We start from the raw sequence: 8,322 nt of genomic DNA on the forward strand, positions 1-8,322 counted from the left end.
TCATCGATGTGCTGAGTAGCTATTACAGCATCGTTCGCGAAATTAACCTGAAGCATGTTTTTGAAGCTTTCGCTAAAAGCCTGCTGGAAGAACTTTCTTTCAACAATGAGCTGAAGAACATACAAATCTTCGAACGCAACTTCCGCGGAACCCCAAATATCCTTACAATGAAAGGATATCCTGAACTAAGCAATGACAACGTACTATGTATTTCCTTTGTGGAGGGAACAAAAATAAACGAACAAAAAAATCAATCACCGACTGGTCTCTCAATCCAGAAGTTGTTCTCGACCACTGCTTTGAACTATATCTGACGCAACTGCTGGATCACGGATTCTTTCATGCCGACCCTCATCCGGGCAACATTTTAGTAACTCCACAAGGTCAGATTGCTTTTCTGGATTTGGGAGCTGTAGCCAAGATGTCTCCCAAAGACAAAGAGCTATTGGAAGACCTTGTCGTATATTTCATCTATAAAGATGCCGCACGATTAGTCAGCACCCTCAAAAAAATGGCTATCCATGCCGACATTAAAAGTGAGAAAAGCCTGCAACGTGCTATAGAAGAATTGTTAGACATCATCGACAGTCACTCCTTGGAAGAGCTCAACATAAAGAGTCTTTTCAGCAAATTCTCTCACCTTCTCAACGAAAATAATGTCATCATGCCGGAACATATCTACCTTCTCGTGAAAGGTATAGTCCTCATGGAAGGTATCGGACGAGAACTGGCTCCCGATATAAACATCATTGAAAAGATAAAACCATACATACAGAAGATAGCGTCTCAGCGTATAGACCCCACCAAGCTTCTCCAAGATAATGTCAGCACCTTTTGGGAAGTGAAACGTCTCCTTGCCACAGCACCCCAACATGTCGGTTCACTTTTCGATAAACTTAACGGAGAATCGTTAAAAATAGATGTAGTATGTCGTGAACTAGATAGATACCGCAAACAAAAACAACGTAGCGACTCCTTAAACCGAATGTTATTTACCGCAGCTACTACATTCATCGGCGGCTGTCTATTGGCGGATACATCTCAAATCTCTTTTGCAGGCGTCTCCATAATCTCGTGGGTGCTTTTTCTAGTATCCACCCTTGTAATTATTATCATGCTCCTTAAGAAATATAAACTTCAAGATTAATATTTAAATAAAACACCACTATACTTATCTTTTTCTGACAACAATTAGGAGAAAAAAATTTTTTTTTCTAAACACAAACGCAACTTTGATGCATTTTATTTGCAACATTGATGCATTTACGATATTTTTGCAGCTGTACAAACACAGCAATATGTTTAGAATCCTAACGACGGTAGTTTTAATGTTTTTGTCTTGGCATCTTAAAGCACAGCAAGCCGTACTTCGTGGCCAAATTTTAGAGTCTGAAACGGCAATACCTTTGAGCGATGTACTTGTGCGTGTCGGAGAAAAGAAAACGATAAGCTCCCGTAATGGAGAATTCATCTTCCCGAATCTTCCAAAAGGAAAAATCCAGCTTACCATTCAGCATCAAACCTTTATTCCTTACAGCAAAGAGATAGACTTACAACAAGACACCAGTATAATCATTTCACTTTCTTCGCAACCCCATCAGATTGAGGAGGTTAGAATTGCGCGTAATCTTTCCCATAGAATCAATACTGTACGCAAAGAGAGCAGACAAGAAGCGGAAGGCAAGAATCTGGGAGAAATGCTTTCCGACATTGCCGGTATAAACACACTCAAAACCGGCAACAACATTGTTAAACCCATTATCAATGGTCATTACGGCAATCGTATTCTCATTCTTACCCAAGGGATTAGACATGAAAGCCAGCAATGGGGACTAGACCATGCTCCTGAAATCGATCCTTTTGCTTATGAACGAATACAGGTAATCAAACATGCTGACGCTCTCCGCTATGGAGCCGATGCTTTGGGAGGCTTAATCTTGTTAGAAAACCCTCTTTCCGATGAAAATCAAGGGTCCTCCCTATCTGTGAACAGCGGCCTCAACACCAACGGAAGAGAAGGCTATTTGCATACGATGATAAGAAGAAAGTCTGGTGCTTTCTCCGTGCAAGGAGGTCTGACTGCCGCGAGAAGTGGCAACATTCGCAGCGCTAAATACTATCTCGGAAATACGGGAAAAGCTGATCTTCATGCCAACATGCTCTCTCAATACCACAAAGAAAAGCATCAGATTGCGGTGTTGCTAACGCAATTTAAGACTCAAACAGGCATTTTCCAAGGAGCACATATAGGCAATATCGACGATATACAGCAAAGGATAAAGCTAGGAAGACCTATCGAGCAATATCATTTTTCCTATACTATTGGAGCTCCAAAACAGGAAGTCCAACATCTGCTAGGAAAAATATCCTATCGCTATAAATGGAACAGCCACACTGTATTGGAATCTAATTACAGCATACAGAAGAACCATCGCAAAGAATTTGACCTACGGAGAGTACAAAGTGAAGAAACTCCTATGGCCGACATGGTCCTTACAACCCAACAACTGGAAATCGTCCTAAAAAGAGGAACCTCCTTGCTAGGTATACACGGTATGCTGCAGGTAAACAACAACACGCCAGGAACAGGTACTACACCTTTCATTCCAAATTTTGACAACCATAGTTTTGCCGCCTTTGCCAACCATCTCTTTTCCTTCGGTAAAGAAGAGGTGCAGCTGGGACTACGCTATGATTTCAAATATTTTGATGCCGCAGGTTATAGGTACGACTATGACCGAAGAAACGATGACGGCACCATCCCTCAGGTGTTACTAAAGGACCGTAAGACCTTCAATAATCTGTCCGGCGTGGTGAATAGTCGCTACTCCATAACGCCTTTTCTCTCATGGAACAGCACGCTCTCATTCGCCTGGCGCGCGCCTTCTGCTAACGAGCTGTATAGTGAAGGGTTACACCACGGCACGGCAACTTACGAAATCGGAGACCTAAATCTCCGATCCGAAAAGGCAACGAAATGGATTAATGGCATACACTACAATAGCAACAGATTCAACCTTAATGCCGAGATGTATGGCCAACTTATCAAAGATTATATTTATAACAAACCTAGCCCGAAGGAGTTCAGACAGACTATACGAGGCACCTTCCCCATCTTCCGCTATAGCCAGGCCGACGCCCTCTTCTATGGCGTAGATATAGATGCTTCTCTACGGCTTGCTCAACGGTGGGATTATCAACTTCAATACAGCTTCGTTCATGCCAAAAATTTGCAGGACAATAGCTTCTTTCCCAATATTCCGGGAGATAGGTTACAACAATCTCTGGTTTTCCGTATCAACAAGCACAATGAAAACGCGCATTATCTGAAACTCAAACATCAGTTTCAGCGAACACAAACACGTTTTGAGGAAGGTTCCGACTTCGATGTACCGCCGCCATCCTACCATCTGTTTGACCTGATATACAGTAAAAGCTTTGCCCTTAAAGAAAAGCGTAATCTGTTATTCAGCATAGCTGCAGAGAACCTTTTCAACACCGAATACAAAAACTATTTGGACAGGTTAAAGATATTATGCCCACAGTAAAGGGAGAAATATTGAGCCATCAAATTTAATTACTCATTATAAAACAATAATCTTATGAAAAAGTACGCATTTATTCTTTTTGCTTTATTAAGTCTTACTAGCTGCACAAAAGATGAACCTACACCTGAAATCGATCAGGAAGAATTGGGAGGAGCTAAACTTATTTTTACAGCCGTTGAAAAGCAGGAGATAGACGGAAAAGTTAGCTATCTGCCAGTAGAAGGTGAAGAAGTTCAGGAAATAAAATTTGACGATAAAACTTTCCTGCCGGAAGCAGGAGCTCATGTAGACCTAGAAGAAGGACATACCTATAAGATGGACCTTATTGCTTACGACTTTTTGAAGCGTGAGGTACAACAGACTTTCCTCAACAAACCGGAAAACCATCAAGCCTTCCTGTTAGGCGCGGACGAAAAAATCTTGTCCTTCGAATATGGTGATGAACATAATGTCGGAATCAGCAACTATATCACCATTCACGAAGGGGACAAAAAAGTTCAACTCCAATATATCATGCGTCATCTTACCGCTGCGGCCAAACAAACGCTTAAAGCTTCAGACTGGAATAATCCTGATATCTCGGTTGGAAGCGTAGACCTAAAATTAGTTTTTGAAGTACCTCTGGTGAAAGAAGATCATCATCATCATTAATCATTTAAAAAGCTGGATTTTTAACAAAAAATTTTATTTTTGCGGAACGCCCGCGTAGTTCAATGGATAGAATATCAGATTCCGGTTCTGCCGATGTGGGTTCGACTCCCGCCGCGGGTACGTTTTTCGCCAAAAAGTGCGTTTATTTCGTATAAACGCACTTTTTTATTATTCATCTAAAAGTATTTATTTTTCCCACAACAAAAAAAGAGAAAAGATGATTATATAACTATCTTATTATATATAACTTCATATATCACACTACTAAAACTCACGCATTATCCATTAAAGAAATTCAATTTAACTCACTATAATTTTCCTTACCACCCTCTAATACAGCTAGTTTTATTTTTGCAAATTTATTTTTTTCGTATCTTTGCGGCCAGTAGAATTACTATGAAAAACATATATCAGCCTACGGACATGAGTTTTCAGATATTGTAAATCGTTGCTGTATAAAGTGAAATCAATTATTAACAGCTCAACAGCTGAAGTAATATATCACACTAACAAAAGAAACACAAATAGAGAATCTTAATGTGATACACACATAATCACAGAAAATACACTTGTGAACTTACTTAATACATCTAACTGCGAGCCAATGATGCATGCAAAAAAAAAATAATTAGACCCAACAAAACGGCTAGACACAGAGCTCTAGCTCCTCATACCACACTTTACATTATGGAAATTGTGAAAGAATTCCCTGATGAAAGACACAGTCAATTCAAATGCAGATATTTTTCTGAAGGAAAATTTTTCACGGAAATATTCTATGGCTTTGAGCTAGAACTTATTGAAAATTAATGATATTAAAATCAGGATTGAATATGAAGAAAAAGGGGATCGCAAGATCCCCTTGTTTTTTTCAAGTCCAACGAACCCGAGCGAATTCTTAGGACTCGTAAACCTCATCCGAGGTAAATCAACCTAAACCTATACAAATATAGTAATTTAACTTACTAAATTCCAAACCTTTACAACCAAAATAATTATTTATTTAGAACTAAAAATTTTAATTCCCTGATTATCAATATAATAAAAAAAAGGTTTTCAAACGGGGAGAATGAAAACCTTTCGAATAACCAATTATAAACCTAAATTATGATGACACAAAGATAGTGTACTTTTTACACTTTGTCAAGTGTTTGTTTAGCGTTTTAACAAATTTTAACAAAAGAAAATCTCAGATGCTCTTCTCCCTTCAACAAAATATTTTCCACTTATCTATCCATAAGTTGCTTAAGCTACTATCAAGAATCCTCAGATTAAAAATAATGCGTTCACAGCAAAGAGGTTAGCTTTTTCTTGTAAAAAAATCCAAAAATAAATTTGCACTTTCATATAAAAAGCCTACCTTTGCAACACTTCAAACAACGAAGGAGATTCCGTAGCTCAGCTGGTAGAGCAATACACTTTTAATGTATGATCGGTGCTTGGTTCGAGTCCAGCGGGATCACAAAAAAAAGCTCAATCAGTAAGGTTGAGCTTTTTTCGTTTTCCCTCAAGCGAAAGAGCAGACTAAGATTGCATTCTCCAAGTTAGAAACAATACTTTAAGTTTTATCCCCTTCTCTCCCTTCCAAGCCTAATTAATACAATGGGAAAACGCTAAAAAAAATAGTCGAAAGTACTTAATCGGATACTTCCTGATAGAATAACGGTTTTATCTAACAAGAAAAAAATATAATAAAATTTATTCTTGAGGCGGTAAAAGATATTGACGTTTGACAATTTAGGGCTATATTTAACCGAATTTTCTAACCAAGACAACACATTACCCATGAATGTCCAATCACATAGCATCTATCGCATCGTGGCTATACTCAGCCTGCTGTGTCTTGTGATTGTGCAATTTCAACTTATTTACAATACCTTTGAGCTGGAAAACAACCAATACTATCTCAAAGAAAAAGATATTATCCATGAAAATTATAGCGCCTTGATACGCAACGACAAGTTGTATCCCGGAGCGCAAAAAATCATAGACAGCCATATTATTCCTAATATGGACTTATATAAAAAATTGTATTTCAGTGATAGGACCGCCTATGAGAGAAGATTAGCTGAGGACTGGAGAAAGATGATCCATGAGCTAAGGCTCCACCAGAATATGGATAGTATCTTTCCCGCTATTGTAAGACAGTTCAACTTAAATAAAGAGCTCAAATACGGGCTTTATATCGAACATCTCAGTCTTTCGTTTGACGGTAGGCACTATGTTCCTGTCTTCAGACCCAATGTACCGGGCATACAGCCCTCCCATCCCAATGGAGATATTATTGCAGGCACACTAGAACGTACGGACAAACAAAACAGTGTAAGTGTATATACCGTAAGCGCCTATACACCTAATTCATACCAGATAACATTTGCCCTATATGTAGATCAGGACAACCGTACGCTACAGATTTTCAAAGCTATGCTGCCTACCTTCTTGCTGGCCATCTTTTCTATACTGATGGTAGTAGGCATTTACTTTATTACTTATAGAAATTGGATGAGGCAGAAAAAGCTGACAGCCATGACTTCCGATTTCATCAACAGTATATCTCATGAGTTCAACACCCCTATCGCCACCATTCTTGTGGCTAATCAGTCGCTGAAAGACACAATAAGCAATAGCGAGAATATCAAAGCTCTCGACCTGATAGCCGTCATCAAAAGACAAACCATCCGCCTGAAAAAACTTATCAACCAGTCTTTGATGATCTCCCGGCTCTCCCGCATAAATCTAGATAAAAGAAAATATTATCTACCTTCCGTACTTATGGAAATTTTGGAAGATTACAGCTTAAAGTTAGATGCCAATGTTTCCATTATTCCGGAAATTGAAGGCGACATCAACGACATAGAGATGAATAAGGTGCTATTCACTACCATGATATACAACCTCTTGGACAATGGAATAAAATACAACCTTTCCGACAAGAAAATCATCAATATCCGTGTATATCCAAAAGAGGGAAACATACATCTCGAAATTCAAGATAATGGTGTAGGAATAGATCTGAAAAGCTTAAAGCATATTTTCAAAAAATTCTTCAGAGGCAAGCAAAGAGTGGAAGAAGGAGGGTTGGGACTAGGACTCTTCTATGTACAACAGGTTGTAAACCTGCACGGATGGGAGCTTGCAGTAGAAAGCGTAATAGATAAAGGCACAAAATTTACTATTAAAATTAACGGAAAAAGGTAATATGTCAGCGAGAATATTATTTGTTGAGGACGAGATGGATTTAGGTAATGTCGTAAAACAATACCTAGAGCTGAAAGGTTTTGAAGTAACATGGGTGCGACATGGCAAGCAGGCTGTAGACCTCATCGCTGCCAAAATAAATTATGACCTAGTCATCTTGGATATTCAACTTCCTGACATCAATGGCTTTGAAGTGGCCGAACAGATAAAAAAACTTAACAGAGATTTATTTTTCCTATTCCTTACCTCACGAAACGAGAAAAAGGACCGCATTTATGGACTCGATATGGGGGCCGAAGATTATATTATTAAGCCATTCGATATAGACGAGCTTATACTTCGTATCAAGGTGATATTACGTCGGTCAGGATTCTTTCACGACCATGATGTACAGCCCTCGCCTACCCATACCCTCTTTCAAACCTCAGATGTCACTTTCGACACCAGCCTCATGCAGCTTATCGTAGCTAACGAAAAGCCTATCGTATTGACACAACGTGAAGTAGACTTGTTGGAATATTTTTTCACACACAAAAACAAAGTCCTCAAAAGAGATGAAATCCTCACTGCCGTATGGGGAGAAAATGACTACTTCATGGGACGCAGCCTCGATGTGTTTATTTCCAGACTTCGAAAAATCCTCAACCATTCTTCTACCGTAAAAATCGAGAACATATATGGTGTAGGATTTATATTCAAACTCGAAGAATAAGCCCTAAATAAAACACAAACAACCTCTTTTACAACCATTTACCCTCCTATTAACAATCTGTTAACATTCCATTAGGAATGGATTAACAACTTCCTTTTTGCTCTGTTCTTAACTTTATACATCGGCGCTAAACCGAACTGTTAAGAACCAAAAAAATATAACCTAAGAATATGAGCAACAAAACCATTCCTAAGAGATGAACTTCGACAGATC

Annotated in this window: 6 protein-coding genes and 2 tRNA genes; all 8 read left to right on the plus strand. The window is 38.8% G+C overall.

What is annotated here, in order from left to right; all coding sequences use genetic code 11:
• On the plus strand, positions 1-314 hold a 314-nt coding region (locus SD31_RS17155), incomplete at its 5' end, for an AarF/UbiB family protein (protein WP_039053438.1).
• Positions 206-1,147 (plus strand): AarF/UbiB family protein, encoded by a 942-nt coding sequence (locus SD31_RS05815; protein ID WP_156138228.1) that lies wholly within the window; start codon positions 206-208, stop codon positions 1,145-1,147. The genes SD31_RS17155 and SD31_RS05815, both read left to right, overlap by 109 nt.
• A 151-nt stretch (positions 1,148-1,298) precedes the next feature.
• The gene (locus SD31_RS05820) at positions 1,299-3,548 is read left to right on the plus strand and encodes a TonB-dependent receptor (RefSeq protein WP_197053555.1); all 2,250 of its coding nucleotides are present in this window, start codon (positions 1,299-1,301) and stop codon (positions 3,546-3,548) included.
• A 54-nt stretch (positions 3,549-3,602) separates the two neighbouring features.
• A complete protein-coding gene (locus SD31_RS05825; protein WP_039053440.1) occupies positions 3,603-4,199 on the plus strand; it encodes a hypothetical protein in 597 nt (198 codons plus the stop codon).
• Between the two features lie 48 nt (positions 4,200-4,247).
• A tRNA-Arg gene (locus tag SD31_RS05830) sits at positions 4,248-4,319 on the plus strand.
• A gap of 1,267 nt (positions 4,320-5,586) precedes the next feature.
• Positions 5,587-5,661: transfer RNA gene (locus SD31_RS05835), tRNA-Lys, on the plus strand.
• 323 nt (positions 5,662-5,984) lie between these two features.
• On the plus strand, positions 5,985-7,397 hold the full coding sequence (locus tag SD31_RS05840; protein WP_039053441.1) for a sensor histidine kinase: 1,413 nt from the start codon (positions 5,985-5,987) through the stop codon (positions 7,395-7,397).
• Position 7,398: 1 nt separating this feature from the next.
• Complete coding sequence (locus SD31_RS05845; protein ID WP_039053442.1) at positions 7,399-8,109, plus strand: response regulator transcription factor; 711 nt, start codon at positions 7,399-7,401, stop codon at positions 8,107-8,109.
• The last annotated feature ends 213 nt before the right edge of the window (positions 8,110-8,322 follow it).

The organism is Sphingobacterium sp. T2, from assembly GCF_000814685.1.
Taxonomy (GTDB): domain Bacteria; phylum Bacteroidota; class Bacteroidia; order Sphingobacteriales; family Sphingobacteriaceae; genus Sphingobacterium; species Sphingobacterium thermophilum.

Bases quoted from the DNA above. Each gene is read 5' to 3' on its own strand.
- SD31_RS05840 (WP_039053441.1), top strand. From the start codon at position 5,985: ATGAATGTCCAATCACATAGCATCTATCGCATCGTGGCTATACTCAGC.
- SD31_RS05815 (WP_156138228.1), top strand. From the start codon at position 206: ATGTATTTCCTTTGTGGAGGGAACAAAAATAAACGAACAAAAAAATCA.
- SD31_RS05845 (WP_039053442.1), top strand. From the start codon at position 7,399: ATGTCAGCGAGAATATTATTTGTTGAGGACGAGATGGATTTAGGTAAT.
- SD31_RS05825 (WP_039053440.1), top strand. From the start codon at position 3,603: ATGAAAAAGTACGCATTTATTCTTTTTGCTTTATTAAGTCTTACTAGC.
- SD31_RS05820 (WP_197053555.1), top strand. From the start codon at position 1,299: ATGTTTAGAATCCTAACGACGGTAGTTTTAATGTTTTTGTCTTGGCAT.